Genomic DNA, 25299 nt, shown 5'->3' on the forward strand with positions numbered 1-25299 from the left:
GCGCCGCCGCATGGCCAAGTTCTTCATCGACCGGCCCATCTTCGCGTGGGTCATCGCCCTGTTCATCATCGTGCTCGGCAGCGTGGCGATCACGCAGCTGCCGATCGCGCAGTACCCGCCCGTCGCCCCGCCGTCCATCGTCATCTCGGCCACCTACCCCGGCGCCTCCGCCACCACCATGGAGGAGAGCGTCATCAGCGTGGTCGAGCAGGAGATGAACGGCTCGCCCGGCCTGATCTACATGGAGTCGGTGACCCAGGCCAACGGCACCGGCCAGATCACGCTGAGTTTCGCCCCGGGCACCAACCCCGACCTGGCCCAGGTCGACGTGCAGAACCGGCTGTCGCGCGCCACGCCGCGCCTGCCCTCGGCGGTGACGCAGCAGGGCGTGCGGGTGGACAAGTCGCGCGCGAACTTCCTGCTGTTCACCATCATCTCGTCGGACGACCCGAACTTCACGCCGGTGCAGCTGGGCGATTACGCCTCGCGCAACATCCTGCCCGAGATCCAGCGCATCCCGGGCGTCGGCCAGGCGCAGCTGTTCGGCACCGAGGCGGCGATGCGCGTCTGGATCGATCCGCAGAAGCTGGTCGGCTACAACCTCTCGGTGGCCGAGGTCAACGCCGCCATCCGCGCCCAGAACGCGCAGGTGTCGGCCGGCTCCATCGGCGAGCTGCCCAACGTCGCCGGCCAGCAGATCGCCGCCACGGTGGTCGTGCCGGGCCAGCTCACCACGCCCGAGCAGTTCCGCGAGATCGTGCTGCGCGCCAACACCGACGGCTCCACCGTGCGCCTGAAGGACGTGGCCCGGGTCGAGCTGAACGCGCAGACCTTCGCCACCTCGGCCCGCCTGAACGGCAAGCCCTCCACCGGCATCGGCGTTCAGCTCTCGCCCAGCGGCAACGCGCTGGAGACCGCCGACCTGGTCCGCACCCGCATGGGCGAGCTGGCGGCCTACTTCCCGCCGGGCATGAAGTGGGACATCCCCTATGACAGCTCGGCCTTCATCCGCATCTCCATCAGCCAGGTGGTGGTGACGCTGCTGGAAGCCGTGGCGCTGGTGTTCCTGGTGATGTTCCTGTTCCTGCAGAACTGGCGCTACACCCTGATTCCCACGCTGGTGGTGCCGGTGGCGCTGCTGGGCACCTTCGCCACCCTGCTGGCGCTGGGCTTCTCGATCAACGTGCTGACCATGTTCGGCATGGTGCTGGTGATCGGCATCGTGGTCGACGACGCCATCGTGGTGGTGGAGAACGTCGAGCGCATCATGAGCGAGGAAGGCCTGCCGCCGCGCGAGGCCGCGCGCAAGGCGATGGGCCAGATCCAGGGCGCCATCATCGGCGTGACCGTGGTGCTGATCTCGGTGTTCGTGCCGCTGGCCTTCTTCGCCGGCTCCACCGGCAACATCTACCGCCAGTTCTCCGCGGTGATGGTGTCCTCGATCGCGTTCTCGGCCTTCATGGCGCTGTCGCTCTCGCCGGCGCTGTGCGCCACCCTGCTCAAGCAGGTGCCGGCCGGCCACAACGTGGAAAAGCGCGGCTTCTTCGGCTGGTTCAACCGCGGCTTCAAGCGCACCGCGCACGGCTACGAAAGCACGGTGGCGCGCATCCTGCGCCGCGCCCGCTGGTACCTGATCCTGTACGCGGTGATCGGCGCCGTGGCGGCCCTGGTCTACACCCGCCTGCCCACCTCCTTCCTGCCGCAGGAAGACCAGGGCAACATGCTGGTCAACGTGCAGTTGCCGCCCGGCGCCACCGCCCAGCGCACCCAGCAGGTGATGGAGCAGGTCGAGTCCTGGGTGCTCAAGCAGCCCGAGGTGCAGGGCATGGTCAGCGTGCTGGGCTTCTCCTTTTCCGGCCAGGGCCAGAACGCGGGCATCGCCTTCATCACGCTCAAGCCGTGGGACGAGCGCAAGGAGGCCAGCCAGTCGGCCCAGGCCCTGGCCGGCCGCGCGTTCGGCGCGCTGTCGGGCATCCGGGATGCCTTCATCTTTCCGCTCAGCCCGCCGCCCATTCCGGAACTGGGCACGGCCTCGGGGTTCACCTTCCGCCTGCAGGACCGCGGGGGCAACGGCCACGAGGCGCTGGTCGCCGCACGCAACCAGCTGCTGGGCCTGGCCGGGCAAAGCAAGGTGCTGACGCAGGTGCGCCCCGACGGCCTGGAAGACGCGCCGCAGCTGCAGGTGGACATCGACCGCGAGAAGGCGCAGGCGCTCGGCGTGGGCTTCGATGCCATCAATGCGGCGCTGTCCACCTCGCTGGGGTCGTCCTACATCAACGACTTCCCCAACCAGGGAAGGCTGCAGCGGGTGATCGTGCAGGCCGATGCGCCGGCGCGCATGCAGCCCGAGGACCTGCTGCGCATCAATGCGGTCAACAACCAGGGCCGCGCGGTGCCGCTGTCGGCTTTCGCCAGCACGCGCTGGGTCACCGGGCCGATGCAGACCATCCGCTACAACGGCTACCCCGCCATGCGCATTTCGGGCATGGCCGCGCCCGGCTACAGCAGCGGCGCCGCGATGGACGAGATGGAGCGCCTGGCGGCGCAGCTGCCGGCCGGCTTCGGTTTCGAGTGGACCGGGCAGTCGCGCGAGGAGAAGCTGGCCGGCTCGCAGGCGCTGATCCTGTACGGCTTCGCCATCCTGGCGGTGTTCCTGTGCCTGGCGGCGCTGTACGAGAGCTGGTCGATCCCGCTGTCGGTGATCCTGGTGGTGCCGCTGGGCGTGCTCGGCGTGCTGCTGGCCACGCTGCTGCGCGGCTATGCCAACGACGTCTATTTCCAGGTCGGCCTGATCACCATCATCGGCCTGACGGCCAAGAACGCCATCCTGATCATCGAATTCGCCAAGGACCTGCAGGCCCAGGGCAAGGACGTGATCTCGGCGGCGCTGGAGGCGGCGCACCTGCGGTTCCGGCCGATCATCATGACCTCGATGGCCTTCGGCCTGGGCGTGCTGCCGCTGGCCATCGCCAGCGGCGCCGGCTCGGCCAGCCAGCGGGCCATCGGCACCGGCGTGCTGGGCGGCATGATCACGGGCACGGCGCTCGCCGTGTTCTTCGTGCCGGTGTTCTTCGTCGTCGTGCGCGGCATCTTCCGGGGCAGCGATCGCCAGCGGATGCTCTACACCCACGAGCTGGGCGGCCCCGAACTGCCGTCCGGCGCCCGCGCAGGAGACCAGGTATGAGCCGTCTTCGCACCAGGCACCTGATCGCGCCGCTGGCCGCGGCCGTGCTGACCGGCTGCTCGTTCATGCCCACCTACGAGCGTCCCGCGGCGCCGGTCCCGGCGGCCTTCCCCTACCCCGCCGCCGCCGAAGGCACGGCGGCGCCGGCGCTGGACTGGCAGCGCTTCTTCGCCGACGCCCGGCTGCGCGAGCTGATCACCACCGCGCTGGCCGACAACCGCGACCTGCGCGTGGCCCTGCTCAGCATCGAGCAGGCGCGTGCGCAGTACGACATCCGCCGCGCCGACCGCCTGCCCACCGTGGGCGTCGGCGTCAACGCCAGCCGCGCCCCCAGCCCGTCTTCCGGCGAGCAGGTCAGCAGCTTCCAGGCCGGGCTGGCCCTGACGGCCTGGGAGCTGGACTTCTTCGGCCGCATCGCCAGCCTGTCCGAGGCGGCGCTGGCGCAGTACCTGGCCACCGAGGAAGGCCGCAAGGCGGCGCAGATCACCCTGGTCGGCTCGATCGCCACCACCTGGCTCAGCCTGGTGGCCGACGAGGAACTGCTGGCCCTGACGCGCCAGACCCTGGCCACGCGCGAGGAGTCGCTGCGCCTGATCCAGCTGCGCTTCGACCACGGCGTGTCGTCCGAGCTGGACCTGCGCGGGGCCGAGTCACTGGCCGAAACCGCGCGCGCCGCACTGGCGCAGCAGCAGCGCCAGCGCGCGCTCGACCTGAATGCGCTGGGCCTGCTGGTCGGCCGTGCGCTGCCCGCCGATTTCGAGACCGGCACCACCATGGCGGCGATCGCGCTGCCCGACGTGCCGGCCGGCCTGCCGTCGGACCTGCTGGCGGCGCGGCCCGACGTGCGCCAGGCCGAGCAACTGCTGGTCGCGGCCAACGCCAACATCGGCGCGGCGCGCGCGGCCTTCTTCCCGCGCATCACGCTCACCGCCCAGGCGGGGCGGGCCAGCACGCAGTTGTCGGGGCTGTTCGGCGGCGGCGGCTCCTGGGCCTACACCGTCGCGCCCTCGCTGCTGCTGCCGATCTTCGATGCCGGACGCAACGAAGCCGGCCTGCGCACGGCGCAGGTCGGGCGCGACATTGCCGTGGCCCAGTACGAGCGCGCCATCCAGTCGGCCTTCCGCGAGGTCTCCGACGCGCTGGCCGGCCGCGCCACCCTGGGCGAGCAGTTGCAGGCCCAGTCCCGGGTGGCGCAGGCCGAAACCGTGCGCACGCGCCTGGCCCAGATGCGGTTCGACGCCGGCGTGGCCAGCACGCTGGACCTGCTGGATGCCCAGCGCTCGCTGTTCACGGCCCGCCAGGCCGAGATCCAGGTGCGCGTCGCCCAGTTGCAGAACCGCGTGCTGCTGTACCGCGCGCTCGGCGGGGGCTGGAGCGAGACGGCGCCCTAGGCGAAGACCCTGTCGCCTGCACAACCGGGGCAACGCTTACAATCCTGGGCGACCCAAAGCCGCCGCGCGGGCCACACGCAGGCTGAATCGCTCGCGGCGTGTCCTGCCAAGCCCCGGTTTCGAGCCGGCCCCACACCCTCCCGAAGCCCTCGGCCCAAGCCTGCCGCCGCGCGGCACGGCGGCAGAGGCCGTGGGGCGGGCCCGCGTGCCGGCCTCTCGCGGCGCGGGCCATTGAATCGCATGGAAGCTAGAGGAAACCCATGGCCAAGGAAGAGTTGATCGAAATGCGGGGACGGGTGGAGGAAGTGCTGCCCGACTCGCGCTACCGCGTTGTGCTGGAAAACGGCCACAACCTGGTCGCCTACAGCGGCGGCAAGATGCGCAAGCACCACATCCGCATCATCGCCGGCGACTACGTGACGCTGGAGCTGTCGCCCTACGACCTGAACAAGGGTCGCATCATGTTCCGCCACCTGCCCCCGCGCAACAGCGACGGCGGCGGGGCGGCTCCGCAGCGGCGCCGCTGAGCCTGCTGCGGGCGAGACCCGTGTCCGCGCCGGGCCGGACGGCTCCGGCGCCGGGCCCGTCGCTGCCGCCCGCCTCGATATCCGGTTCCGGCTGACGCGCGCCGCGAGCCGATCGGGCTAGCGTGGCCCTTGCGCCACCCGCCCGCCCATGACCCCCACGTCCGCGGATCTTCCGGAAACCCTGCAGCGGCTGTTCCTGGCCCAGACCCGGGACTACGCGCTCATCCTGATGGACCCGGAAGGCCGCATCGTCGGCTGGCGCGGTGCCGCCGAGCGGATCTTCGGCCACGGCGAAGCCGAGGTCCTGGGCCAACCGGTATCGCTGCTCTTCACCACCGGGGACCGGGCCCGCGGCCTGGACCGGCATGAGCTCGCGGTCGCGCTGCAGGACAGCCAGTCGGAAGACGACCGCTGGCACCTGCGCAAGGACGGCACGCGCATCTGGGTCACCGGCACCGTCAGGGCCGTGCGCGGCGACGCCGGCGAGGTGCTGGGCTTCGTCAAGGTCCTGCGCGACCGCACCGACCTACGGATGCAGCTCGAGGCGCTGGAGAACGAACTGGAAGTCGCGACCCGCACGCGCGAGCGCACCAACCAGTTCCTGCGCTCGCTGGGCCACGAGATACGCAACCCGCTGTCGCCGCTGCAATCGTCGGCGCAGATCCTGGAGCGGCTGGGCGGCGACGAGCGCATCCAGCGGGTGGCCACCATCATGCAGGGCCAGATCGACACGCTGCGCCGCCTGGCCGACGACCTGATGGAAACCACCCGGCTGGACATGGGCCGGGTCGAACTCAACCGGCAGCGGATGGACCTGCGCCCCCTGGTGGAGGACTGCGTGATCGGGCACCGGGACGCCGCCACGCACAAGGGCGTGCGGATCGAGGCGGTGCTGCCCCCGCAGCCGCTGTACGCGGAGATCGACCGCGAGCGCTTCCAGCAGGTGCTCAACAACCTGGTCAGCAACGCGATCAAGTACACGCCGGCCGGCGGCCGGGTCTGGTGCAAGGCCACCACCGAGGCCGACGAGGCCGTGCTGCGGGTGGAGGACACCGGCATGGGCATCGACCCCGCCTTGCTGCCCATGATCTTCGACCTCTTCACGCGCGATCCGAGGGCCGAGCAGATGGAGCCAAGCGGGATGGGCATCGGCCTGGACGTGGTGCGCCAGGTGGTGAAGCTGCACGGCGGCACGGTGCAGGTGCGCAGCGCCGGCCAGGGTCGCGGCGCCGAATTCACCGTGCGGCTGCCGGTGTCCGGCGCGGACCCGGGCGACCCGGCGCACGACGCCGGCTGAAGGCCGGCCCGCGCCGCTCAGGTTTCGCGGCTGGCCGCGTCGAGCGCCTGCAGGGCTTCGGTGTCGAGCTGCAGGCGGGCGGCTGCCACCAGTTCCTGCAACTGCGCCAGCGAGCTGGCGCTGGCGATCGGCGCCGTGAGGCCCGGCTGGGCCATCACCCAGGCGATCGCCACCTGCCCCGGCGTGCTGCCGATCCGCCCGGCCACCTCGTCCAGCGCAGCGAGGATGCGCAAGCCCCGCTCGTTGAGGTACTTGGCCGTGGTGTTGGCGCCGCGCGGGCTCTTGGCCGCGTCGGCCGGCGAGCGGTACTTGCCGGTGAGGAAGCCCGCGGCCAGCGCATAGAAGCTCATGACGCCGACGCCGTGCTGCCGGCACAGCGGCTGCAGTTCGCGCTCGAAGACGGCGCGGTCGTACAGGTTGTAGAGCGGCTGCAGGCTTTCGTAGCGCGGCAGCCCGAGCCGCTGGCTGGCCTCCAGCGCCTGCGCCAGGCGCGCCGCGCTGTAGTTGGAGGCGCCGATCGCGCGCACCTTGCCTTCCTTGACCAGCGCGCCGAAGGCCTCCAGCGTTTCTTCCAGCGGCGTGTCCTCGTCGTCCTTGTGCGCCTGGTACAGGTCGATGCAGTCCACCTGCAGCCGCCGCAGCGAAGCCTCGACCGCCTCGCGGATGCGCGCCGGCTTCAGCCCGGTGCGGCCCTCGCCCATGTCCAGGCCGACCTTGGTGGCGATCACCACCCGCTCGCGCCGGCCGCCGCCCTGGCGCAGCCACTTGCCGATCACCGTTTCCGATTCGCCGCCGGCATGGCCGGGCGCCCAGCGCGAATAGACGTCGGCGGTATCGACGAAGTTGAAGCCGGCATCCAGCCAGGCGTCGAGCAGGGAGAACGAGGTCTTCTCGTCGGCGGTCCAGCCGAACACGTTGCCGCCCAGGCACAGGGGCGAGACCTTGAGGGGAGATTGGCCGAGGGATCGCAGTTGCATGCGGCCGATTGTGGCCGCATCGGCGAACGGCTGCCGATCGGCCGGCCGCCGGATGCGGCTTCAGGCCTCCGACTTCTCCAGGGCCGGCCCGACGCCGATCGGCGCCGGCGCGTTCATCACGATGCGGGTGAACAGCCGGTCGTAGCTGGGGTCGCGCTCGCTGGCGAGCAGCGGGTCGCGCCCCTCGGTGAACTCGGCGTCGAGCTCGGCCCAGTCCTGCGGCGTCAGGCAGGCCCTGGCCGCGGGCAGCAGCTGGCTCTCTTCCATCCGCATGTGGCCGAGGTAGAAGTCGACGTAGCGGCGGGCGGCCTCCTCGAAGGCGCCGCGGCGCGTCTCGCCGATCAGCTCCCAGGCCATCAGCAGGTGCTGCAGTTCGCGCACCCGGCCCTCGCCTTCCATGTGCTCGGCCTCGAGCTGCTCGATCACCGGCATCAGGTCGGGCCGGGCCCGCGCGATCTTGGGGAACAGCAGGTCGGATTCGGCCGGGTGGTGCAGCTTCTCCGGGAACTCGTCGATGTAGAACAGCATGGCGCGCAGCACGTCGAAGAAGCGCTCCGGCGCATCGCCGGGGCCCTGCTCGAGCATCATCAGCATGGACCGCAGCACCGCAGCGACGGCGCCGTGCTCGTCGCGCAGCACCTGCAGGGAGATTCCGGGGGTGGCCATGGCGTCGTCCTCCTTCGTTTACTGCACGCGCATCTCGAACGCACGGGTCAGGCCGGCGATGTCGAGGATGCGGATGTGGCGCTTGTCCACTTCCAGCAGGCCCTGCTGCTGGAAGGCCGAGAAGGTGCGGCTGACCGTCTCCAGCTTCATGCCCAGGTAGCTGCCGATCTCGGCACGGGTCATGCGCAGGTGGAACTCGTGCGGCGAGTAGCCGCGCGCCTTCATGCGCTGCGAGATGTTGAGCAGGAAGGCCGCCAGGCGCTCCTCGGCGTTCATGCTGCCCAGCAGCACCATCAGGTTGTGCTCGCGCACGATCTCGCGGCTCATCAGGCGGCTGACCACCATCTGCAGGTTCATGCTGGCGGTCGACAGCTCGGCCAGCTGGGCGTAGGGGATGGAGCAGATCTCGGCATCCTCCAGCGCCGTCGCGCTGCTGGCGTGCTGGCCCTGGGCCAGGCCGTCCAGGCCCATCAGTTCGCCGGCCATGTGGAAGCCGGTCACCTGCTCGCGGCCGTCGGGCAGCATCAGACTGGACTTGAAGGTGCCGCTGCGCACCGCATAGATGTAGTGGAAGCCGTCGCCCTGGCGGTACAGCGCCTGACCGGCCTTGACCTTGCGCCGCGCGAACTGCAGGCCATCGAGGCGCTCCACCTCGTCACCGGCCAGGCCGCAGGGCAGGCAGATGTCCTTGAGGTGGCAGCTCGAGCACAGCGTGGTCAGCGGCGCGGGGGCGCTGCCGCGGGTCTCGCGCACGGGGATGACGCGGGTCGGCGCGGGGCGGCGGTCTTCAAGGGTGGCGGTCGTCATGCTGGTCTTTCTTCGTGGAGGCTGGGGATTCAGTGCACGCGCACGGCGGAGGCTTCCGCCACGGCGCTGGCGAGCCGGTCGAACTCGCTGCTCTTGTCGAGGAAGCAGCGGGCACCCTCGCCCAGGTAGCGCTTGCGGTAGGCCGGCGCGGAGTTGTTGGAGAACACGACGAAGGCGATGCCGGGGTCGGCCTGGCGCACCGCGCGCAGGACTTCCAGGCCGGTGCCGCCCTCGAGCTGGACGTCGAGGACGACGACGTCGGGGTGGGCGGCCAGGATGCCCTCGATCGACGCGCGCGGCGTCTCGGCCTGGCCGACGATGTCCATCGAGCGCACGGCCAGCAGTTCGGCCACCCGCTGGCGTATGGGGGCCGAGTCGTCGGCCAGGAACACTCTCACGGGGCTGGGGGCGGGGGCGGTTGCCATGGGATGTACTGTGCCCGCCGCCCGGCTCCGGCGACATCGGCGCAGGATGAATGTGGAGCTAGGACGAGTCCGGAAAGCGGCTGCCGCTGCTCCGGGCCTGGCTAGGAAAAGTCCTAGCGCCGTCGCCTTGGCGCGTCGCAACCGCTGGGCCAGGCAGGTTCACCCGCGGCAGCCGCTCACGAAGCCGCCCGACACGGCCTCGCAACGGCCTCCGACACGGCCGCGCGCCGGCGGCGCGTCAGATGGAGGGCGCACCAAGCACGCACGAAAGGATTCGCCATGAAGATCTCCCCCCTCCTGCTGGCCGCCCTGCTGGCGACGAGCGCCGGGGCCTGGGCCCAGGCCCGCGACGGTTCCCCGGCGCCGGGCGAGCGCGCCGCGGCCGAGGGCTCGGCCGACGGCCGCACCGTGGGCGAGAAGGCCCGCGGCGCCGCCCACAAGGCCGGCGATGCGACCCGGCACGCCGGCAAGGCCGGCCACCGCGCCGCCGACCGCCATGCGAAGCGCGGCGCCGGGCACATGGACGAGCGCAGGATGGGCGCGGCCGGTTCGTCCCGGGAGACCGATCTGTCCGACTCGGGCCGGCGCCAGCGCATGGACGAGGCCTACGCCGACTGGAAGGCCAAGCAGAACCCGAAGCGCTGAGACACCCCGGTTCACCATGCCGGCGGCGCGCAGGCGACGCGCATCGGCCCCCGGACGGGCGCTGGCCCTGGCGGCTTGGGCGGCCGGGGCTGCGCTGCTGGTGCCGGCGACCGGCCTCGCCCAAGCCCCGGCCCCGCGGGCCACGCTGCCCGGCGTGACCATCACCTACGACCCCATCGCCGATCCGGTCGAGAAATCGTACCGGCGCATGGTGCGCGGCATGGACCTGTTCGAGCGCGAGCGGGCGCGCTCGCCGCAGGGGCAGTTGCGCTTCAAGCTGCTGCCGCGCAAGCCCGGCGTCGACCTGGACCGGCTCGAGCTGCTGGTGCTCGGCGCCAGCGTGGAGATCCCGCTGGCGGTGGCGCCCGACCGCAGCTTCGTGCTGCCGCGCAATGCGAAGGCCTGGGCCGAGGACGCCAAGGTGACGCCCGACCGCAAGGCGCTGACCATGACCTGGCGGGCCGAGGTGCGCACGCCCGGGCTGCCGCCCGGCACGCGCCGGCTGGGCGACCTGCGGCTGGAGTGCCGGGTCGGCATGGAGGCCGGCCTGTACTCCAACAGCCCCTCGTTCATCACGCGCATCTTCTCCGAGCTGTCCACCACCCCGGCCTACTGCGGCAGCGAGGGCAACCGCTACCTGCTCTTCGCCGACCGGCCGATCTTCGGCGTGACGCTGGTCTCGGGCGAGCGCCGGGAGACGGTGCCGGCGGCCCGCCTGTGGGCCGGCGCGATCGACGAGGCCAACCTCGCGCGCGAGCTGCCGTACTGCGACTGCGAAGTGCTGCTGGACCGCACCTACTTCCTGCCGCTGGCCGATGCGGGCTGGCCGGACGAGACGCGGGTGGTGTTCGACTACATGGAGGCGCACGATGCGGCGCAATGAAGTCTGGCTGGCGGCGGCGTGGTCGGCGGTGCTGCTGCTCGCCGGCTGCGCCGCCCCGCGCGGCTTCTTCGGCGGCGGTCCGCCCCAACCACCCTTCGCCGATCCCCAGCTGACGGTACCGGCGGCGGCCCAGCGCGTCGCGCCGGGGCAAGCCAAGCCCGAGGTGCAGGCGCGGCTCGGGCCGGGCGAGGTGCTGCGTTTCGACAGCGGCTACGAGGTCTGGGTGTACCGGTCGAAAGGCGCGCCCGACCCGCGCGCCGCGCCCGAACTGGTGCTGCTGTTCGAGCCGGCCGGCACGCTGGCGAAGGTGCGCGAGAAGCCGGCCTACGGGGCGCCGGCGCGCTGACCGCCGGGCCTCAGCCCAGCTCGATCAGCCCGTGCTTGAGCGCGTAGCGCACCAGCTCGGTCTGGTTGTGCAGGCCCAGCTTGGCCATCCCGTTGGCCTTGTGGGTGCTGACGGTCTTGACCGACAGGTTGAGCGCGGTGGCGATGTCGGTGACCGATTCGCCGGCAGCCAGCCGCCGCATGACCTCGAACTCGCGGTGCGACAGCGACTCGTGCGGCGCCGCAGAAGCCGCGCCCGGCATGGCGCCGAGCGCGAGCTGCTCGGCGACCTCGGCGCTGATGTAGGCGCCGCCGGCGGCGATCTTGCGCAGCGCCTGCTCCAGCTGGGCCGGCGCGCTTTCCTTGGTCAGGTAGCCGCTGGCGCCGGACTTGATGGCGCGCACCGCGTACTGGGTCTCCTGGTGCATCGACAGCACCAGGATGCGCAGCCGGGGCTTCTCGGCCTTGACCAGCTTGATCAGCTCCATGCCGCTGCGCCCCGGCATCGACAGGTCCAGCACCAGCACGTCGAAGTCGAGCTCGCGCACGCGCTGCATCACCTCGCCGCCGTCGGCCGCCTCGCCCACCACCTGCAGGCCGCCGGCCTCGCCGACGATGCGCTTGAGGCCTTCGCGGACGATGGCGTGGTCGTCGGCGATGACGAGGCGGATCACGCGCCCTCCCGCACCGGGATGCGCGCTTCCACCCGCGTGCCCTGCCCCGGCGTGCTGGCCACGTCCACCTTGCCCTGCAGCAGGTGGGCCCGCTCGCGCAGGCCGACCAGCCCCAGCGACTGCGGCTTGCGCGGGTCCGACACCTGGAAGCCGACGCCGTCGTCCTGCACGCTCAGCACCATCTCGCCGCCCTCGCGCGCCACCCGCACTTGCACGCTGCTCGCCTGCGCATGCTTGCCGACGTTGAACAGCGACTCCTGCACGATGCGGAACACGGCGGTCGCGTAGGGCTCCTGCAGCTCCAGCTCCTCGTCGATGTCGAGGTCGCACGGCACGCCGGTGCGCTGGTTGAAGTTCTGCACCAGCCATTCGATCGCCGGCGCCAGCCCGAGGTCATCCAGCACCAGCGGACGCAGGTCGGCGGCGATGCGGCGGGTGGCGGCCACGCTGGCGTCGAGCATGGCCAGCATCTGCGACAGGCGGGCGGCGGCGCCGGCCGGGTCGGCCTTGAGGTTGTCGCGCGCCCAGATCGTGTCCATCTTCAGCGCGGTGAGCGACTGAGCCAGCTCGTCGTGCAGCTCGCGCGCGATGCGGGTCTTTTCCTGCTCGCGCACGCCGCTCGCCTCGGCGGCGAAGGTGGCCAGCTCCTCGCGCGCGCGCAGCCGCTCGGTGATGTCGCGCAGGATGACCGTGTAGAGCTTGCCCTCGGAGGTCTCGAGCTGCGAGATCGCCGCTTCCATCGGGAACTCCTCGCCGCTCTTGCGCAGGCCCATGATCACCGTGCCGTCGCCCATCCGGCGCGAGGTGACGCCGGTCTGGCCGAAGCGCTGCACCGAATGCGCGTGGCCGGCGCGGTACCGCGCCGGCATCAGCAGGCTGAGCGGCCGGCCGCGCACCTCGTCGACGCTCCAGCCGAAGATCTTCTCGGCGGCGCGGTTGTACAGGACGATGTTCTGGTGCGAATCCACGGACAGGATCGCATCCATGGCCGAGTCGAGCAGGCCCGCCAGGCGGGCGGCCACGACGTCGTCGCTTTGCAGGGTGACCGAGGAAGGCATTGAGGCTGAATTTACCAGCCCGGACAAGCGGCACCGGCCGCGGGCGCCGGCGCGCCCCCGGGCCGGCTTCAGTCGCCGGCCTGGTTGACCTCGGCGGAGGGGATGACCAGCAGCGCCGTCAGCGCGCTGGACAGCAGCGTGGCGGCCCAGAACAGGAAGAAGCCGCCGGCATAGACCGCCTGGCGCGACCAGGCCAGCTCGCGGCCGGCCCAGTTCAGCTCCAGCGGGTCGACCAGCGCGAACACCAGCATCTGCAGCATGCAGGCGGCCAGGAACGAAGGCCAGGCGATCCACATCAGCTTGCGGCCGTTCATCGCCTGGGCCTTTCAGGGTTGCGCCGTCGGCGTGGCGGCGTGGTTGCGGGCCTGGTGGGCCGGCATCTGGGCGCGCTCGCTGGCGCGCTGCTGGTTGATCTCCGCGCCGCGCCGGTAGGAGTCGCCGGTCACCAGCGAATCGGCGCCCTGCACGGCAATCACGGTGGTGACCACGCCGGCCACCACCGCGATGGCGGGGCCGGCGATCAGGCCCCAGACCACGCCCTGCTTCCACCAGGGTTGGGCGGGCGGCTGCGCGGGTTCAGGTTCGGACTTCATGGCGGGGGCTCTCCTTCAGCGGGGGACGAGGAAGACGGACTTCTCGCGCACATGCGCGTCGCCGCCGCGCGACTCGACGGTGAAATGGATGGTATGCGAACCCGGGGCAGCGGACCCATAGGGGATCTGCACCCGCACGGCGACCCAGCGCGCTTCGGCCGGACCGATGCTGACTTCGCCGTCGGACGCCAGCTCCAGGCCGGCCAGGCCTTCGGCGCCGATGCGGTAGTGCTGGGTCTCCTCGGTGGCGTTCATCAGCTGCAGGCGGTAGACGTTCTCCAGCTTGCCGCCGGCCACGATGCGCGAGAGCGCGGCGCGATCGCGGATCACGTCGACCTTCAGCGGCGTGCGCGTGGCCAGGTGGATCGCCAGGCCCAGCGACAACGCCGCCAGGATGGTGGTGTAGACCAGCACGCGCGGGCGCAGGATGGTGCGCAGCACGTCGCGCCCGGCGCCCTGCCCGTTCAGCGCGTTCTGGGTGGTGAACCGGATCAGCCCGCGCGGATAGTTCATCTTGTCCATCACGCTGTCGCAGACATCGACGCAGGCGGCGCAGCTGATGCACTCGTACTGCAGGCCCTGGCGGATGTCGATGCCGGTCGGGCAGACCTGCACGCACAGGGTGCAGTCGACGCAGGAGCCCAACCCTTGCGCGGCGAAATCGGCCTGGCGGCCGCGCGAGCCGCGCGGCTCGCCGCGGCCGGCGTCGTAGCTGACGATCAGGGTGTCCTTGTCGAACATCGCCGCCTGGAAGCGCGCGTAGGGGCACATGTACTTGCACACCTGCTCGCGCAGGAAGCCGGCGTTGCCGTAGGTGGCGAAGCCGTAGAACAGCACCCAGAAGACCTCCCAGGAGCCCATGCGGCCGGCCAGCATCTCGCTGCCGAGCTCGCGCACCGGGGTGAAGTAGCCGACGAAGGTGAAGCCGGTCCACAGCGCCAGCGCGATCCACAGGAAGTGCTTGAGCGACTTCTTGCCCAGCTTGGCGGCCGAGAAGCCGCCGGCATCGAGCTTCATGCGGCGCTGGCGGTCGCCCTCCACCTTGCGCTCGATCCACAGGAAGATCTCGGTATAGACCGTCTGCGGGCAGGTGAAGCCGCACCACAGGCGGCCGGCCACCGCGGTGAACAGGAACAGCGACAGCGCGCTGATCACCAGCAGCGCCGTCAGGTAGATGAAGTCCTGCGGATACAGCACGTACCCGAACAGGTAGAAGCGCCGGGCCGCCAGGTCGAACAGCACCGCCTGGCGGGCGCCCGCCTCGGTGGCCCAGGGCAGCCAGGGCAGGCCGTAGAACACCAGCTGCGTCAGCCAGACGAACACCCAGCGCCAGCGCGCGAACAGGCCGCTGACCGAACGCGGGTAGATCTTCTTCTGCGCCTCGTACAGCGACTGCGTCTGCGGCGGCTCCCCCGACGGGGGAATCGGCTGGATGGGAATGACTTTCTGGCTCATGCGAGGGCGGCAGGATAAATCACCGACCCCCGCATCGTGCCCTTGCCCCAGCTTTAAGGGTTTGCCTTAAGTCAATCGACCCCAAGAACCCTCGGGGACGGAAACCAAAGCAGGAGCCCCGACCCAACGCCGGATGCCGGCAGCCATACGAAATGGGGGTCAGACCCCGGATTCCGGCAGGCCGCCGGAATCCGGAATCTGACCCCCATCTGCTTGTGAGCCCCACTTCGGGGCCCTCGTTTCAAGGCTTGGCTTGGGCGGGCTTGTTGGACAGGCCCCAGACGTAGGACGCCAGCACGTGGATCTGGGCGTCGGTCAGCTTGCCCTCCTGGGCCGGCATGCTGTTGGTCTTGCCGCTGGTGACGATGTTGACGATGGCCTGCTCGCCCCAGCCGTGCAGCCAGGTGTCGTCGGCCAGGTTGGGCGCGCCCAGCGCCGCGTTGCCCTTGCCGTCGGCGCCGTGGCAGGCGGCGCAGGCGCCGAACTTGGACTTGCCCAGTTGGGCGCGCAGCGAGTCGTGCGGGCTGTTGGACAGCGACAGCACGTAGTGCGCCACGTTCTTCACGTCGTCCGAGCCGCCCACCGCGGCGGCCATCGGGGGCATCACGCCGACCCGGCCGGCCTTGATGGACTCGGCGATCTTGGCGGGCGAGCCGCCGTGCAGCCAGTCGCCGTCGGCCAGGTTCGGGAAACCCTTGCTGCCGCGCGCATCCGAGCCGTGGCACTGGGCGCAGTTGTTCATGAACAGGCGCTCGCCGATGGCCATGGCCTGCGGATCGCCGGCCACCTCCTCGGCCTTGCGCGCCGTGAACTGCGCGTACAGCGGCGCCAGTGCCTCGTTGGCGCGCTTGACTTCCTTCTCGTACTCGGACTTGGAGCTCCAGTCCAGCTTGCCCTGGTAGGTGCCCAGCCCCGGGTAGGCCACCAGGTACAGCAGCGAGAAGATGACGGTGAGCACGAACAGCCACATCCACCAGCGCGGCATGGGGTTGTTCATCTCGGTCAGGTCCTCGTCCCAGACGTGGCCGGTGGTGTTGTCGGTGGTGGAAGCCACCTTCTTGCGGGCGGTCAGCCACAGCAGGACCAGGCAGCCGATGATGCCGGCCAGGGTGATGCCGGCCACGTAGACCGACCAGAAATTGCCCGTGAAGTCGCTCATGACGTCCTCGGCTCTCAGTCTTGCTGGAAGGGGATCTCCGCGGCCTCGTCGAAGCGGCCGCGGTTGCGCCGGGCATAGGCCCAGGCGGCGATGGCGATGAAGGTCGCGAACGAGGCCAGCGTGGCCGCGATGCGCAGGGTGGTGACGTCGAATTCCATGTCTTGCCCTAGTCAGTCGGGGACAGAGCAATCGCTGCGCGCTTGGTCTGTCCCCAAGTTCATTTCAATGCGAGTCCCAGGGACTGCAGGTACGCCACCAGCGCGTCCATCTCGGTCTTGCCCTTGAGCTGGGCCGGCGCCTCGGCGATCTCCTGGTCGGTGTAGGGCACGCCCGCGATGCGCAGCGCCTTCATGTGGGTGGCGATGCTGCCGGCGTCGGCCGGGTTCTTCTCCAGCCAGGGGTAGGCCGGCATGTTGGACTCGGGCACCACGTCGCGCGGGTTCACCAGGTGGATGCGGTGCCACTCGTCGCTGTACTTGCCGCCCACGCGGTGCAGGTCGGGGCCGGTGCGCTTGCTGCCCCACTGGAACGGGCGGTCGTAGACGAACTCGCCGGCCACCGAGTAGTGGCCGTAGCGCAGGGTCTCGGCGCGGAACGGCCGGATCATCTGCGAGTGGCAGTTGTAGCAGCCCTCGCGCAGGTAGATGTCGCGGCCGGCCACCTGCAGCGCGGTGTAGGGCTTGAGGCCCTGCACCGGCTCGGTGGTGGACTTCTGGAAGAACAGCGGCACGATCTCCACCAGGCCGCCGATGGCGACGACCAGCAGGATCAGCACGATCATCAGGAAGTTGCTGGTCTCGACCTTCTCGTGGCTGAAACCGGCTTGCGAATTGGCGTTGTCGCTCATGATCTCTTTCCTCCCGGGGTCAGGCCGCTTGCGGCGCCGGCACGTTGACGCGCACCGCGCGCCCGCCGGCCACCGTCATCCAGGTGTTCCACGCCATCACCAGCATCCCGCCCAGGTACAGCAGGCCGCCGAGCACGCGGATCACGTAGAAGGGGTAGCTCGCCTTGACCGATTCGACGAAGGTGTAGGTCAGGGTGCCGTCGGTGTTGACGGCGCGCCACATCAGGCCCTGCATCACGCCGGCGATCCACATCGCGGCGATGTACAGCACGATGCCGATGGTGGCGGTCCAGAAGTGCAGCTCGATGGCCTTGATCGAGTACATCTTCTTCTGGCCGAACAGGCGCGGGATCAGGTAGTACAGCGAGCCCATGGTGATCAGGCCGACCCAGCCGAGCGCACCCGAGTGCACGTGGCCGACCGTCCAGTCGGTGTAGTGCGACAGGGCGTTGACGGTCTTGATCGACATCAGCGGGCCCTCGAAGGTGCTCATGCCGTAGAACGACAGCGACACGATCAGGAAGCGCAGCACCGGGTCGTCGCGCAGCTTGTGCCAGGCGCCCGACAGGGTCATCATGCCGTTGATCATCCCGCCCCAGCTGGGCGCCAGCAGGATCAGCGAGAACAGCATGCCGACCGACTGGGTCCAGTCCGGCAGCGCGGTGTAGTGCAGGTGGTGCGGGCCGGCCCACATGTAGGTGAAGATCAGCGCCCAGAAGTGCACGATCGACAGCCGGTAGCTGTAGACCGGGCGCTCGGCCTGCTTCGGGATGAAGTAGTACATCATCCCCAGGAAGGCGGCGGTCAGGAAGAAGCCCACCGCGTTATGGCCGTACCACCACTGCACCATCGCGTCCTGCACGCCGGCGTAGGCCGAGTACGACTTCATCCAGCCGGCCGGAATGGCCGCGCTGTTGACCAGGTGCAGCAGCGCCACCGCGATGATGTAGGCGCCGTAGAACCAGTTGGCCACGTAGATGTGGCGCACCTTGCGGATGCCGATGGTGCCGAAGAACACCACCGCGTAGGCCACCCACACCGCGGTGATCAGGATGTCGATCGGCCACTCCAGCTCGGCGTACTCCTTGCCGGAGGTGTAGCCCAGCGGCAGGCTGATGGCCGCAGCGACGATCACCGCCTGCCAGCCCCAGAAGGTGAACGAGGCCAGCCTGGGCAGGAACAGCGGCACGTGGCAGGTGCGCTGCACCACGTAGTAGCTGGTGGCGAACAGCGCGCTGCCGCCGAACGCGAAGATCACCGCGTTGGTGTGCAGCGGACGCAGGCGCCCGTAGCTGAGCCAGGGAATGCCGAAGTTCAGTTCCGGCCAGGCCAGCTGGGCCGCGATGAACACGCCAACCAGCATGCCCACCACGCCCCAGACGACCGCCATCAGCGAGAACTGCCGCACCACGGTGTCGTGGTACTGGGCAGGGGAGGATGAAACGTTCATCGGGAAAACACCTCTTGTGGAGACCCTTCGAGTGTCGGGGTCGATGGCTTGCGCCTGGTTGATGAAAGTCAACGGCTCCGGCTCCGGGGGCGCGCCCCTTCAGCCCTCGTCGAGGATACGTTGCGCCTCGGCGTCGACCGACTCGAACTGCCCGCGCCAGACGGCCCAGGCCAGGGCGCCCAGGATCAGCAGGCCGAGCACGACCGAGAGGGGGATGAGGAGGAAAAGAATGTCCATGGGTCCGAGGGGATGGGGCGCCAGGCGCTAGGCGCCAGGCGACAGGGGGGCACGCTCCGGTCGCGACAGCCGGGCGGCATTGGCGACCACCAGCAGCGAACTGGCGGCCATGCCCAGGCCGGCCAGCCAGGGCGGCATCCAGCCAACCAGCGCCAGCGGCACGCAGACGGCGTTGTAGCCGGCCGCCCAGGCCAGGTTCTGGCGCACGATGCGGCGGGTGCGGCGCGCCAGCGCCAGCACCGCCGGGATGGCCTCGAGCTGGCCGCCCAGCACCACGAAATCGGAGCGCGATTGTGCCAGCGGCACGCCCTGCCCCATCGCGAACGAGACGTCGGCGCGCGCCAGCACCGGCCCGTCGTTCAGCCCGTCGCCCACCATCGCCACCCGGCGGCCCCGGTCCTGCTGCCCGCGCACGTGGTCCAGCTTGTCCTCGGGCGATTGCCGCCCCCAGCTCCATTCGATGCCGGCGCGCCAGGCCAGCCGGCGCACGGCGCGGGTGCGGTCGCCGGACAGCAGCTGCACGCCGAAGCCGCGCTGCTGCAGGCGCTCCACCGCCGGCGCCGCATCCTCGCGCAGCGATTCGTCCAGGCTGAAGGTGGCCAGCCAGCCGTGCTCGTCGGCCAGGTGCGCTTCCGCCACCGCGCTGCGGCTGTCGGGCGCGCTGCACAGGGCGGCCGAACCGAGCCGCAGGCGCTGGCGCGGCCCGCCATCGCCGGCCGCCACCGTGCCCTCCAGGCCCTGGCCGGCGATCTCCCGCACCCCGCTGGCCTGCCAGCGGCCGGGCCCGCTGGCCGCGGCCAGCGCGCGCGAGGCCGGGTGCAGCGAATGCCCCGCCAGCGCCGAGGCCAGCTCCAGCGCCTCGTGCGGCAGCAGGCCGGCCCGGGTGCGCACATCCATCACCGACATGCGGTCGCGCGTGAGCGTGCCGGTCTTGTCGAACACCACGGTGTCGACCGACGCGGCCGATTCCAGCGCCTCCAGCCGCCGCACCAGGATGCCGCGCCGCGCCAGCGCCCCGGCCGCCGCCAGCGTCGCGGCCGGGGTGGCCAGCGACAGCGCGCAGGGGCAGGTGACGATCAGCACCGCCACCGCGATGCCCAGCGCATGGCCCGGGCCGGAGGGCCACCAGGCGGCGGCCGCCGCCACCGCGGCCGCCAGCACCGCCAGCAGGAAGGGGCCGGCGACGCGGTCGGCCAGCCGGGCCAGCCGCGGCTTGTCGACCGAGGCGCGCTCCATCAGCGCCACGATGGCGGCGTAGCGGGTGTCCTCGCCGACCTTCTCGACCCGCACCAGCAGCGCCGCCGCCAGGTTGTGGCTGCCGGCGATCACGGCGTCGCCGGCGCCGCGCGGCAGCGGCCGCGATTCGCCGGTCAGCAGCGCCTCGTCGGCCCGGCTGTCGCCTTCCAGCACGGTGCCGTCGGCCGGGAACGCCTCGCCCGGCAGCACGCGCACCACGTCGCCGGCCCGCAGCCGCCGCACCGCCACCCGCTCGAACGCGCCGTCGGCGCGCCGGCGCTCCACGCTGGCCGGCAGACGGCGCATCAGCGCCTCCAGCGAGCCGGCGGTGCGGTCGCGCAGGCGCTGCTCGAGCAGGCGGCCGGACAGCAGGAAGAACACGAACATGGTGACCGAGTCGTACCAGACCTCGGCACCGAGCGGCCCGGCCGGATCGATCGTGGCGATGCTGCTGGCGCCGAAGGCGATCAGGATGCCCAGCGTCACCGGCACGTCCATGCCGATGCGCCGGTGGCGCAGATCGCGCCAGGCCGAGGCGAAGAACGGCTGGCAGGAGAACAGCAGCACCGGCACGGTGAGCATCCAGGAGGCCCAGCGCAGCAGCGAGGCGATGTCGGGCGTCATCTCGCCCGGCTCGGCGATGTACGCCGGCACCGCGTACATCATCACCTGCATCATGCAGAAGCCCGCCACCAGCCAGCGCCACAGCAGCTTGCGGCGCTCGCGCTGGCGCGGCTGCGCCTGCAGTTCGTCGCCGGCGGGCAGGCCGCGGTAGCCGGCCTTCTCCAGCGCACGCCACCAGTCGGACGGCTGGCTGCGCTGCGGCGTCCAGACCACGCGCGCGGTGGCCGTGCTGCCATTGACCTGCACCGATTCGACCCCGGCCAGCTGCCCGATCGCCTGCTCGATGGTCAGGGTGCAGGCGGCGCAGTACATGCCCTCGATGGCGATGTACGACTCCCACCAGCCGTCGCGGCCGGCCAGCGGCCGGCTGAATTCCTGCCAGGCACCGGGCTCGTCCAGCACCGGAGCCCAGTCGGGGGGCGGCACGGCCGCATCGATCGGCAAGGCGAGGGGTACGGACGGCATGCGGCAAAGGGTAGCGGCGGGATGCTAGCTTCCAGTTGACCAAAGTCAATCAAGGCCCTGCGCTACGCTGCAAGATCGAGGAGAGCCCCGCCATGTACCAACGCATCCTTGTCGCCACCGACGATTCCAGCCTCTCGCGCAAGGCGGTGAAGACCGCCATCGGCCTAGCGGCGCCGCTGCAGGCCGAACTGGTGGTGCTGCACGTGGTGCCGCGCTACCCCACCGACTTCTTCCAGGGCGCCATCGCGATCGAGCCGGAGGACATCGCCCGGATCGAGGGGCAGTGGGCCGACAAGGGGCAGTCGGTGGCCGATGCCGCGGTGCGCGCCGCGCAGGCGGCCGGCGTGCGGGCGCGCGGCGTGGTGGCGCAGTCGGATGCGGTCGCCGATGCCATCCTGAGCGCGGCCAAGAAGCACCGCTGCGACCTGGTCGTGATGGCCTCGCACGGGCGCCGCGGCCTGCAGCGCCTGCTGCTGGGCAGCGAGACCCAGCACGTGCTCACGCGCGGAAACCTGCCGGTGCTGGTGCTACGCTAGCCCCATCCCAACAGACCCCAACAAGGAGCCCTTCCCATGCGCATCGTCCTCGCCGCCGACGGCAGCAAGTACACCAAGAAAGCCCTGGCCTTCCTCGCCACGCACGAATCGCTGGCCGGACCCGAGGACGAGATCCTGGTCATCAACGTGCAGCCGGCCATGCCGCCGCGCGTGCGCAGCATGGTGGGTACCGCCGCCGTCAACAGCTACCACGAGGAAGAGGCCGAGAAGGTGCTGTCGCCGATCCGCAAGTACCTCGAGCGCAAGGGCCTGAACCACCGCTGCGACTGGAAGACCGGCGAGCCGGCCTCGCAGATCGTCGGCGCCGCCAAGCGGTCCGGCGCGCACATGATCGTCATGGGCACCCACGGCTACGGCATGATCGGCCGCGCCGTCATGGGCAGCGTCGCCCAGCGCGTGCTGGTCGATTCGCAGGTGCCGGTGCTGCTGGTCAAGTAGCGGCCGAGGGCACGACCCGACGTTGCGCCGGGTCCGCTGACGCGCCGCCGGCCCGATTGACTTCGGTCAACCGCCTTCTGCGCCAGCCCGGCTGTCGTGGGCCGAGATGAAAGGCGCCTGGACGCTCACTTCCAAGCTGGTCGTCAACGGGATCGCCTTTCTCGTGGTGGCGCTCACCTCCACCGGGCTGACGCTGTGGGTGAGCTGGCGCCTGGAAGGCGGCGCCGCGGCGGTCAACGAGGCCGGGCGGCTGCGCATGCTGACCTACCGGCTCGCCTCCACCGTCGAGCACGGCGACAGCGCCGGCGCCCAGCGCATCGCCCACACCTTCGACGGCATCGTCGACCTGCTCGACCGGGGCGACCCCGGCCGCCCACGCTCGTGTCGGTGCCGATCCGGCTGCACGACCAGGTGCTGGGCGAGGTCAACCTGTTCTTCACCGGCACGTCCGATGCGGCCGCCTCCGACCGCGAGCTGCTCGACGCGCTGGCCGGCCACCTGGCCGGCGCCATGGAGGGGCTGCGCGCCGGCGCGCTGGAGCGCGAGGCCGCGGTGACGCAGGAGCGCACGCTGCTGGCCAGCGAGCTGCACGACTCGATCGCGCAGTCGCTCGCGTTCCTCAAGATCCAGGTGCAGCTGCTGCGCGCAGCCCTGCAGCAGCGCGACCGCGCCGCGCTCGAACGCGTGGCCGGCGAACTCGACACCGGCGCGCGCGTGCAGGTGCAGTCGCAGCCGGGCGGCGGCTGCTCGATGCTGCTGGAGCTGCCGCCGGCCGGCACGGCCGCTTTCGAGGCGGCGCGCGAGGAGGCCGTGGCATGAGCGCCAACCCGCCGTTCCGCCTGCTGGTGGTCGATGACCACACCCTGTTCCGGCGCGGCCTGGTGGCGCTGCTGGCCAGTCAGCCCGGCGTGCAGGTGGCCGGCGAGGCGGGCGACGCCGGCCAGGCCGTGCGCGAGGCGCAGCGGCTGCAGCCCGACGTGATCCTGCTGGACAACCACCTGCCCGGCGTCACCGGCATCCAGGCGCTGGCCGGCCTGCGCGAGGCCTGCCCGCAGGCCGTGGTGCTGATGCTCACCGTCAGCGAGGACGAGCTGGACGTGCAGGCCGCGCTGCGCAACGGCGCCCAGGGCTACCTGCTCAAGACCATCGACGGCGAGGACCTGGTGGCCGCCATCCGGCGCGCCATGGGCGGCGAGACCGTGGTCAGCCCGGAGCTCACGCCGCGGCTGCTGGCGGCGCTGCGGCAACCGGCCGTGGCCGCGCCGGCCGACCCGCTGGCGGTGCTGTCGGCGCGCGAGCAGGAGGTGCTGCAGGAGATCGCGCGCGGCGCCAGCAACAAGGAGATCGCACGCAGCCTGTCGATCGCCGAGACCACGGTCAAGATCCACGTGCAGAACATCCTGCGCAAGCTCGGGCTCAGCTCGCGGGTGCAGGCGGCCGTGTTCGCCAGCCGGCTGCAGTAGCGCCGGCCGCCTTCAGTCGCCCAGCGGCACCGACAGCGACATCGCCGCGCCCCAGCCGGGCTGGCTGCCGTCCTGCAGCGACACCCCCAGCGACAGGTCCAGCCGGCGCGCCAGCGGCCAGCGGGTGGCCAGCTTGAGGGTGGCATCGGGCAGCGCGGCATCCCAGGCCAGCGAGCGCGTGTAGCTCAGGTCGGCGCGCGCCGAGCGACCCAGCTTCCAGCCGGTGGCGGCCCGCAGTGCGGCGCGCGGCTCCATGCCGCCGCCGGTGTTGGTGAAGCCGCGCTCCGAGCCGTCCCAGCCCAGGCGCCAGTGGCCGTCCTCGCCGCCCTGCACCCAGCCCATCGCCCAGCGCAGGCCCGAGCCCTGCCCGCCGGCCGCCTGCGCCACGCTGGCCTGCAGCGTGCCGGCGCCGGCGGACTGCACCAGTTCCACGCCGTGGGCGACGCGCTCGGCCATCCACTCCGCGCGCGCTTCCGCCGTCAGCCCCTGCAGCAGCCCGACGCGCCAGCCGGCCGCCGCGAAGCCGCCCGGCTGCTCGCGCAGCCGGCCAAGCTCCACCTCGTAATCGGTGGCGCCGGGTTGCAGCGTCTGCGGCCCTTGCACCGGCGGGCCGCCGGCCAGCGCGCCGGGCGCCAGCAGCGCGCGCGAGTCCTGCATCGCCGCACCCGCGGCGTCGCGCAGGCGCAGCGCCGGCGGCAGCGCGAGTCCGCCCGGAGGCCAGGGCTGCGAGGGCGCGAATCCGGGCAGGTGGACGCCGTTGTCGGTGTCGGGCGGCGGCGCGCGCCAGGCCAGCGGCCGGCCGAAGCGCAGCCCGGTCAGCGCCACCGGCTGGCTCCAGCCGCCGCCGCTGCCGTGGGTCTCGCCCACCACCAGCGTCTGCCAGGGGCCGGGCAGCTGCGAGGCCCAGTTCGCGTCCAGCCGCTGCAGCGGCGCCTGCGCGGCCGGGTCGATGCGCAGGCTGCCGCGCAGCGTGCCGCGGCCGGTGTCCAGCGCGCCGTCGAGCCGGCCGGCGGGCGGGCCGGACCCCGCACCCAGCGGCTCGTACTGGATCCGCAGCCCCGGCGCCGGCGACAGCACCGCGCCGGAGGGCGCCGCGGACGCGAGCGGCAGCACGTCCTGCGCGCCGGCGCACGGCAGCAGCAGCGCCGCGGCAAGCGCGGCGATGCAGGGGGGCGAAGGGAGGGCACTGGGGACGCAGGACATCGGGGGCTCCAGGCGCGGCCATGCTAACGGCAGCCGTCCTGCAGGCCGATCGTGCGCCGGGACGCCGGCGCCTTGCAGCGCGCGGGCGTGAAGGATGTCGCAGGGATGTGCGGCGGGATCGCGTCGGGCGCGCGGGACAGGTTGGCGCCCGTTCGAGGCTGCAGGCGCGTTGCGGTGGATCCCCCGCCTGCGCGGGGGATGGCGGGTCATGGCGGGGGACGACGCGTCATCGCGGGGGGCGACAGAGCCGACCCAACCTGCCGCAGATCGACGACTACTACGAGCCCTTCACCTTCGACTACGAGCACCTGCAGGCGGCGCCGGAGATGAAGGCGGCGCCCACCGCGCGCCCGCGCAGCCTGGTCACCGGCCAGCGCATGCAGAAGATCGAGTGGGGCCCCAACTGGGAGGAAATCCTCGGCGGCGAGTTCTCCAAGCGCAGCAAGGACGCCAACTTCGCGAACTTCGAGCAGGTCCAGAAGGCCATGGTCGGCCAGTTCGAGAACACCTTCATGATGTACCTGCCGCGCCTGTGCGAGCACTGCCTCAACCCGGCGTGCGTGGCCTCCTGCCCGTCCGGATCGATCTACAAGCGCGAGGAGGACGGCATCGTCCTGATCGACCAGGACAAGTGCCGCGGCTGGCGCATGTGCGTCTCGGGCTGCCCCTACAAGAAGATCTACTACAACTGGCAGACCGGCAAGGCCATGGTGT

At 71.3% G+C, this 25299-nt stretch carries 26 protein-coding genes and 3 pseudogenes; 13 read left to right on the forward strand and 16 right to left on the reverse strand.

Annotated elements, in window-relative coordinates; genetic code table 11:
- Nucleotides 1–10: 10 nt before the first annotated feature.
- The 4 genes from PE066_RS02730 to PE066_RS02745 all read left to right on the forward strand — a co-directional run bounded on the left by PE066_RS02730 (nt 11) and on the right by PE066_RS02745 (nt 6399).
- Nucleotides 11–3184, forward strand: coding sequence for an efflux RND transporter permease subunit (locus PE066_RS02730; RefSeq protein ID WP_271235033.1), 3174 nt, complete (start codon nt 11–13; stop codon nt 3182–3184).
- Nucleotides 3181–4575, forward strand: coding sequence for an efflux transporter outer membrane subunit (locus PE066_RS02735; protein ID WP_271235034.1), 1395 nt, complete (start codon nt 3181–3183; stop codon nt 4573–4575). Before PE066_RS02730 ends, PE066_RS02735 begins: the two co-directional genes overlap by 4 nt.
- Before the next feature lie 260 nt (nt 4576–4835).
- Nucleotides 4836–5102 carry a translation initiation factor IF-1 gene (gene infA, locus PE066_RS02740; protein ID WP_271235035.1) on the forward strand — a complete coding sequence of 89 codons (267 nt, stop codon included), beginning with the start codon at nt 4836–4838 and terminating at the stop codon, nt 5100–5102.
- Between the two features lie 148 nt (nt 5103–5250).
- Nucleotides 5251–6399 (forward strand): PAS domain-containing sensor histidine kinase, encoded by a 1149-nt coding sequence (locus tag PE066_RS02745; protein WP_271235036.1) that lies wholly within the window; start codon nt 5251–5253, stop codon nt 6397–6399.
- A 17-nt stretch (nt 6400–6416) separates the two neighbouring features.
- Here the strand turns inward: PE066_RS02745 and PE066_RS02750 are convergent, their stop codons facing one another.
- From PE066_RS02750 to PE066_RS02765, 4 genes are read right to left on the reverse strand one after another with little or no spacing between them, the layout of a single operon-like run.
- Nucleotides 6417–7376, reverse strand: a complete 960-nt coding sequence (locus PE066_RS02750) for an aldo/keto reductase (RefSeq protein WP_271235037.1) — start codon at nt 7374–7376, stop codon at nt 6417–6419.
- Nucleotides 7377–7436: 60 nt separating this feature from the next.
- Nucleotides 7437–8042, reverse strand: coding sequence for a hemerythrin domain-containing protein (locus PE066_RS02755; protein ID WP_271235038.1), 606 nt, complete (start codon nt 8040–8042; stop codon nt 7437–7439).
- Nucleotides 8043–8060: 18 nt separating this feature from the next.
- On the reverse strand, nt 8061–8849 hold the full coding sequence (gene fnr / locus PE066_RS02760; protein ID WP_271235039.1) for a fumarate/nitrate reduction transcriptional regulator Fnr: 789 nt from the start codon (nt 8847–8849) through the stop codon (nt 8061–8063).
- Nucleotides 8850–8878: 29 nt separating this feature from the next.
- Entirely contained in the window at nt 8879–9274 is a 396-nt protein-coding gene (locus tag PE066_RS02765) for a response regulator (protein WP_271235040.1), read from the reverse strand.
- A 279-nt stretch (nt 9275–9553) separates the two neighbouring features.
- Between PE066_RS02765 and PE066_RS02770 the strand changes: the two genes are divergently transcribed.
- From PE066_RS02770 to PE066_RS02780, 3 genes are read left to right on the forward strand one after another with little or no spacing between them, the layout of a single operon-like run.
- The gene (locus PE066_RS02770) at nt 9554–9919 is read left to right on the forward strand and encodes a hypothetical protein (protein WP_271235041.1); all 366 of its coding nucleotides are present in this window, start codon (nt 9554–9556) and stop codon (nt 9917–9919) included.
- A 16-nt stretch (nt 9920–9935) separates the two neighbouring features.
- Nucleotides 9936–10802 carry a hypothetical protein gene (locus PE066_RS02775; protein ID WP_271235042.1) on the forward strand — a complete coding sequence of 289 codons (867 nt, stop codon included), beginning with the start codon at nt 9936–9938 and terminating at the stop codon, nt 10800–10802.
- Nucleotides 10789–11148, forward strand: a complete 360-nt coding sequence (locus PE066_RS02780) for a hypothetical protein (RefSeq protein ID WP_271235043.1) — start codon at nt 10789–10791, stop codon at nt 11146–11148. Before PE066_RS02775 ends, PE066_RS02780 begins: the two co-directional genes overlap by 14 nt.
- Nucleotides 11149–11158: 10 nt before the next feature.
- Here PE066_RS02780 and PE066_RS02785 read toward each other — a convergent pair whose 3' ends face one another.
- The 11 genes from PE066_RS02785 to PE066_RS02835 all read right to left on the reverse strand — a co-directional run bounded on the left by PE066_RS02785 (nt 11159) and on the right by PE066_RS02835 (nt 20924).
- Nucleotides 11159–11800 (reverse strand): response regulator, encoded by a 642-nt coding sequence (locus tag PE066_RS02785; protein WP_271235044.1) that lies wholly within the window; start codon nt 11798–11800, stop codon nt 11159–11161.
- Complete coding sequence (locus PE066_RS02790; protein WP_271235045.1) at nt 11797–12858, reverse strand: sensor histidine kinase; 1062 nt, start codon at nt 12856–12858, stop codon at nt 11797–11799. The genes PE066_RS02785 and PE066_RS02790 overlap by 4 nt, the downstream gene beginning before the upstream one ends.
- Nucleotides 12859–12926: 68 nt before the next feature.
- The gene (locus tag PE066_RS02795; protein WP_271235046.1) at nt 12927–13172 is read right to left on the reverse strand and encodes a hypothetical protein; all 246 of its coding nucleotides are present in this window, start codon (nt 13170–13172) and stop codon (nt 12927–12929) included.
- A gap of 12 nt (nt 13173–13184) precedes the next feature.
- Nucleotides 13185–13451 carry a FixH family protein gene (locus tag PE066_RS02800; protein WP_271235047.1) on the reverse strand — a complete coding sequence of 89 codons (267 nt, stop codon included), beginning with the start codon at nt 13449–13451 and terminating at the stop codon, nt 13185–13187.
- Nucleotides 13452–13466: 15 nt separating this feature from the next.
- A complete protein-coding gene (gene ccoG, locus PE066_RS02805; protein ID WP_271235048.1) occupies nt 13467–14906 on the reverse strand; it encodes a cytochrome c oxidase accessory protein CcoG in 1440 nt (479 codons plus the stop codon).
- 241 nt (nt 14907–15147) lie between these two features.
- Nucleotides 15148–16065, reverse strand: a complete 918-nt coding sequence (ccoP, locus tag PE066_RS02810) for a cytochrome-c oxidase, cbb3-type subunit III (RefSeq protein ID WP_271235049.1) — start codon at nt 16063–16065, stop codon at nt 15148–15150.
- A gap of 14 nt (nt 16066–16079) precedes the next feature.
- Nucleotides 16080–16223, reverse strand: coding sequence for a cbb3-type cytochrome oxidase subunit 3 (locus PE066_RS02815; RefSeq protein WP_271235050.1), 144 nt, complete (start codon nt 16221–16223; stop codon nt 16080–16082).
- Nucleotides 16224–16282: 59 nt separating this feature from the next.
- Nucleotides 16283–16912 (reverse strand): cytochrome-c oxidase, cbb3-type subunit II, encoded by a 630-nt coding sequence (gene ccoO / locus PE066_RS02820; RefSeq protein WP_271235051.1) that lies wholly within the window; start codon nt 16910–16912, stop codon nt 16283–16285.
- A 19-nt stretch (nt 16913–16931) separates the two neighbouring features.
- Nucleotides 16932–18362 (reverse strand): cytochrome-c oxidase, cbb3-type subunit I, encoded by a 1431-nt coding sequence (gene ccoN / locus PE066_RS02825; protein ID WP_271235052.1) that lies wholly within the window; start codon nt 18360–18362, stop codon nt 16932–16934.
- 99 nt (nt 18363–18461) lie between these two features.
- Nucleotides 18462–18599 carry a cbb3-type cytochrome oxidase assembly protein CcoS gene (gene ccoS, locus PE066_RS02830; RefSeq protein WP_271235053.1) on the reverse strand — a complete coding sequence of 46 codons (138 nt, stop codon included), beginning with the start codon at nt 18597–18599 and terminating at the stop codon, nt 18462–18464.
- Nucleotides 18600–18626: 27 nt separating this feature from the next.
- Entirely contained in the window at nt 18627–20924 is a 2298-nt protein-coding gene (locus PE066_RS02835; protein ID WP_271235054.1) for a heavy metal translocating P-type ATPase, read from the reverse strand.
- A gap of 92 nt (nt 20925–21016) precedes the next feature.
- On the opposite strand from PE066_RS02835, the gene PE066_RS02840 reads away from it, so the two are divergent.
- From PE066_RS02840 to PE066_RS02855, 5 genes and pseudogenes are all read left to right on the forward strand, one after another.
- The gene (locus PE066_RS02840; protein ID WP_271235055.1) at nt 21017–21460 is read left to right on the forward strand and encodes a universal stress protein; all 444 of its coding nucleotides are present in this window, start codon (nt 21017–21019) and stop codon (nt 21458–21460) included.
- A gap of 36 nt (nt 21461–21496) precedes the next feature.
- Nucleotides 21497–21919: a universal stress protein gene (locus tag PE066_RS02845; RefSeq protein ID WP_271235056.1), complete on the forward strand. Its 423-nt coding sequence runs from the start codon at nt 21497–21499 to the stop codon at nt 21917–21919.
- Between the two features lie 256 nt (nt 21920–22175).
- Nucleotides 22176–22232 (forward strand): annotated as a pseudogene (locus PE066_RS21405) (hypothetical protein); the annotation flags it as partial.
- A 62-nt stretch (nt 22233–22294) separates the two neighbouring features.
- A pseudogene (locus tag PE066_RS02850) lies at nt 22295–22633 on the forward strand (histidine kinase); the annotation flags it as partial.
- Nucleotides 22634–22734: 101 nt separating this feature from the next.
- Nucleotides 22735–23382, forward strand: coding sequence for a response regulator (locus tag PE066_RS02855; protein ID WP_271235057.1), 648 nt, complete (start codon nt 22735–22737; stop codon nt 23380–23382).
- Between the two features lie 12 nt (nt 23383–23394).
- Here PE066_RS02855 and PE066_RS02860 read toward each other — a convergent pair whose 3' ends face one another.
- Nucleotides 23395–24585: a hypothetical protein gene (locus tag PE066_RS02860; RefSeq protein ID WP_271235058.1), complete on the reverse strand. Its 1191-nt coding sequence runs from the start codon at nt 24583–24585 to the stop codon at nt 23395–23397.
- 248 nt (nt 24586–24833) lie between these two features.
- Here PE066_RS02860 and PE066_RS02865 point away from each other — a divergent pair.
- Nucleotides 24834–25292: pseudogene (locus tag PE066_RS02865) on the forward strand (4Fe-4S dicluster domain-containing protein); the annotation flags it as partial.
- Between the last annotated feature and the right edge of the window lie 7 nt (nt 25293–25299).

This window comes from Ramlibacter tataouinensis (assembly GCF_027941915.1).
Lineage (GTDB): Bacteria > Pseudomonadota > Gammaproteobacteria > Burkholderiales > Burkholderiaceae_C > Ramlibacter > Ramlibacter tataouinensis_C.

What these genes read in the sequence shown, in the direction of transcription:
- PE066_RS02730 (WP_271235033.1), top strand. Translation starts at nt 11, where the DNA reads ATGGCCAAGTTCTTCATCGACCGGCCCATCTTCGCGTGGGTCATCGCC.
- PE066_RS02735 (WP_271235034.1), top strand. Translation starts at nt 3,181, where the DNA reads ATGAGCCGTCTTCGCACCAGGCACCTGATCGCGCCGCTGGCCGCGGCC.
- infA (WP_271235035.1), top strand. Translation starts at nt 4,836, where the DNA reads ATGGCCAAGGAAGAGTTGATCGAAATGCGGGGACGGGTGGAGGAAGTG.
- PE066_RS02745 (WP_271235036.1), top strand. Translation starts at nt 5,251, where the DNA reads ATGACCCCCACGTCCGCGGATCTTCCGGAAACCCTGCAGCGGCTGTTC.
- PE066_RS02750 (WP_271235037.1), bottom strand. Translation starts at nt 7,376, where the DNA reads ATGCAACTGCGATCCCTCGGCCAATCTCCCCTCAAGGTCTCGCCCCTG.
- PE066_RS02755 (WP_271235038.1), bottom strand. Translation starts at nt 8,042, where the DNA reads ATGGCCACCCCCGGAATCTCCCTGCAGGTGCTGCGCGACGAGCACGGC.
- fnr (WP_271235039.1), bottom strand. Translation starts at nt 8,849, where the DNA reads ATGACGACCGCCACCCTTGAAGACCGCCGCCCCGCGCCGACCCGCGTC.
- PE066_RS02765 (WP_271235040.1), bottom strand. Translation starts at nt 9,274, where the DNA reads ATGGCAACCGCCCCCGCCCCCAGCCCCGTGAGAGTGTTCCTGGCCGAC.
- PE066_RS02770 (WP_271235041.1), top strand. Translation starts at nt 9,554, where the DNA reads ATGAAGATCTCCCCCCTCCTGCTGGCCGCCCTGCTGGCGACGAGCGCC.
- PE066_RS02775 (WP_271235042.1), top strand. Translation starts at nt 9,936, where the DNA reads ATGCCGGCGGCGCGCAGGCGACGCGCATCGGCCCCCGGACGGGCGCTG.
- PE066_RS02780 (WP_271235043.1), top strand. Translation starts at nt 10,789, where the DNA reads ATGCGGCGCAATGAAGTCTGGCTGGCGGCGGCGTGGTCGGCGGTGCTG.
- PE066_RS02790 (WP_271235045.1), bottom strand. Translation starts at nt 12,858, where the DNA reads ATGCCTTCCTCGGTCACCCTGCAAAGCGACGACGTCGTGGCCGCCCGC.
- PE066_RS02795 (WP_271235046.1), bottom strand. Translation starts at nt 13,172, where the DNA reads ATGAACGGCCGCAAGCTGATGTGGATCGCCTGGCCTTCGTTCCTGGCC.
- PE066_RS02800 (WP_271235047.1), bottom strand. Translation starts at nt 13,451, where the DNA reads ATGAAGTCCGAACCTGAACCCGCGCAGCCGCCCGCCCAACCCTGGTGG.
- ccoG (WP_271235048.1), bottom strand. Translation starts at nt 14,906, where the DNA reads ATGAGCCAGAAAGTCATTCCCATCCAGCCGATTCCCCCGTCGGGGGAG.
- ccoP (WP_271235049.1), bottom strand. Translation starts at nt 16,065, where the DNA reads ATGAGCGACTTCACGGGCAATTTCTGGTCGGTCTACGTGGCCGGCATC.
- PE066_RS02815 (WP_271235050.1), bottom strand. Translation starts at nt 16,223, where the DNA reads ATGGAATTCGACGTCACCACCCTGCGCATCGCGGCCACGCTGGCCTCG.
- ccoO (WP_271235051.1), bottom strand. Translation starts at nt 16,912, where the DNA reads ATGAGCGACAACGCCAATTCGCAAGCCGGTTTCAGCCACGAGAAGGTC.
- ccoN (WP_271235052.1), bottom strand. Translation starts at nt 18,362, where the DNA reads ATGAACGTTTCATCCTCCCCTGCCCAGTACCACGACACCGTGGTGCGG.
- ccoS (WP_271235053.1), bottom strand. Translation starts at nt 18,599, where the DNA reads ATGGACATTCTTTTCCTCCTCATCCCCCTCTCGGTCGTGCTCGGCCTG.
- PE066_RS02835 (WP_271235054.1), bottom strand. Translation starts at nt 20,924, where the DNA reads ATGCCGTCCGTACCCCTCGCCTTGCCGATCGATGCGGCCGTGCCGCCC.
- PE066_RS02840 (WP_271235055.1), top strand. Translation starts at nt 21,017, where the DNA reads ATGTACCAACGCATCCTTGTCGCCACCGACGATTCCAGCCTCTCGCGC.
- PE066_RS02845 (WP_271235056.1), top strand. Translation starts at nt 21,497, where the DNA reads ATGCGCATCGTCCTCGCCGCCGACGGCAGCAAGTACACCAAGAAAGCC.
- PE066_RS02855 (WP_271235057.1), top strand. Translation starts at nt 22,735, where the DNA reads ATGAGCGCCAACCCGCCGTTCCGCCTGCTGGTGGTCGATGACCACACC.
- PE066_RS02860 (WP_271235058.1), bottom strand. Translation starts at nt 24,585, where the DNA reads ATGTCCTGCGTCCCCAGTGCCCTCCCTTCGCCCCCCTGCATCGCCGCG.